2 protein-coding genes are annotated in these 2169 nt (G+C 37.1%); one reads left to right on the plus strand and one right to left on the minus strand.

Annotated elements, in window-relative coordinates:
- Positions 1-1114 (plus strand): sensor histidine kinase (locus DYY65_RS12035; protein WP_201449498.1); only part of this gene is annotated, 1114 nt, incomplete at its 5' end.
- 560 nt (positions 1115-1674) lie between these two features.
- On the opposite strand, the gene DYY65_RS12040 is transcribed toward DYY65_RS12035, so the two are convergent.
- Positions 1675-1869 carry a hypothetical protein gene (locus DYY65_RS12040; protein WP_162478198.1) on the minus strand — a complete coding sequence of 65 codons (195 nt, stop codon included), beginning with the start codon at positions 1867-1869 and terminating at the stop codon, positions 1675-1677.
- Positions 1870-2169 lie beyond the last annotated feature (300 nt).

Below are 2169 nucleotides of genomic sequence, written 5' to 3' on the forward strand. Positions count from 1 at the left end.
AGTGTTGATGATATGGGCTACTTCAAACACATTTGCCATTGGTATGAATGCTGGTGTAGATAAACTCTATTCAGATGCAATCCATAATGGGGCAGTAGTAAAGCTACTGATTCCATATGGAAGTGAAATGGAGACCATAATAAAAGATTTAAAAATGTCAATTCCACGAGTTAATGTCAGGATTGCAGATAAGAGTTTAGAAACCAAACTTACAATTCTAATTGTGGATGGAAGAGAGGTTATGACATGGGAGTTAAGAGATGATAAATTAAAAAATCCATACGAGGCCGGTGGCTTGGCAACATATTCTAATAACAAGTCAATTGCTTCATCATATGCAACTATATTTGAAACCTTTTGGAAACAAACAGAATTGTACGAACAATCCCAAAATTTCAATAAAATGCAAAAGGACTTTGTCAATATAGCAGCTCATGAACTTCGTACTCCAATTCAACCCATAATTGGATTATCCGGTCTGTTAACCCATTCAAAACACTTTGAAGAAAAAGAACAAGAAATGCTAGACATAATAATCCGAAATGCGAGAAGATTACTAACGCTTACCGAAGATATCTTAGATGTCACAAGAATAGATAGTAAGTCACTATATCTAAAGAAGGAACGATTTAATTTAAGTGAAATATTAAGAAACGTCGTCTCTGACTTTCAGAACCAGCTTAGTAAGGAACACAAAAATACTAAGCTAAGCCTAGAGTATATAGGACCTGAAAACGATATCCTTGTGGATGCAGATAAAAGTAGGATAAGCCAGATAGTATCAAACCTTTTGAGTAATGCCATTAAATTTACAGACCAAGGTAAAGTGAGCGTGGTGGCTATCCATGATGAGCATAAAGCAATTGTAAGTATAAAAGATAGAGGATCTGGTATAGATCCTGAAATAATACCTAGATTGTTCACCAAATTTGCTACAAAGTCAGTTACAGGTACTGGACTAGGACTTTATATTTCAAAGAATATAATTGAAGCTCATAGTGGTAGAATATGGGCTGAGAATAACAAAGACGAAAGTGGTGAAGCTAAGGGTGCTACATTTAGCTTTAGTCTACCATATAATATAGAAGAGAACAATAGGGTTCTGTCCCATTAATGTCGGTTCATAGACTTGTTCACTTGGGGCGTTTCTTTCCGTTATGTTTATTCCCAGACTTATGATAGTATATAAGTATGCAGATGGCTTTAGGTCTGCAGTCTCGATAATCTAAATGCCGACTTTGCTTCATTCTAGATTATGTGTGTCTCATCTAAGCGATTTAAGTCAGAGATGAGAGTATCCCTCGAAAGCATAAAGAAAGAACTAGCTGCAAAGAGACCCACTTCAACTCAGGTCAGGTTTCAGTAAAGTCGAAAGCAGAGTTACGGCCAAACGACAAACAACGATGTCCCACCCCGGAGGAACACCCTGAAACCGAAAGCCTGCTTACGACATAAGAAAAATATTCGATTCTGAAAAGAGATGCATCTGACATTGCGAAAAGGGTAGGAGTAACACAAGCAACCTACGATCGATCAACTGAGATAAGACCAACCGATTGTTGTGAAGGAACAAAGATACTGTCCCCCCTCTGTCAACAATTCCTAATTTTTCATGGTTTCTACCCAAAGATTTCTGGATTTAAGAATTTCAGAAAGGCAGGATTAAACCAGCCGTCAGGTTCCACTTGTTTCCAGATCTTCCCCCAAGTTCCTTGCCAAAAGCAATTTCTCATTTATTGTAACCACTGCCCATTCATTATCGTCAAGAACTTTCTCGCATCTCATAAGCGTGAGCATAGTTGGCCGAATTATGATATTTGACGTCAGCAGTGTTACAATAGCTCCAAGTTTAGGGTTACCGACGGTCAAGAAGGTGTTTTTACAGGAATATCCGCATATAGCTGGTTTGTACTATTAAGAGTACTATCTTCCTGGTGCACTTGGAATTATTAGCCTAATTCTGCCCAGAAAAATTACTCAATGTGGGTTTTCAGAATCTAATATCTAGAATAAACTCCGCTATTCTTTTATTCCAAGTTGTGCAATTGTAAATATGATAGTTCCTCCAAATAAGATATTGATAAACAAATCAAAAGATGATATAGACGTTACAGATTCTACGTCACGTAGTCTTACATGCTGTCCCCAATGTAATTTGAATAATACAAT

It is taken from the genome of Nitrososphaera sp. AFS (assembly GCF_009898475.1).
In the GTDB taxonomy this organism is placed as follows: Archaea; Thermoproteota; Nitrososphaeria; order Nitrososphaerales; family Nitrososphaeraceae; genus Nitrosopolaris.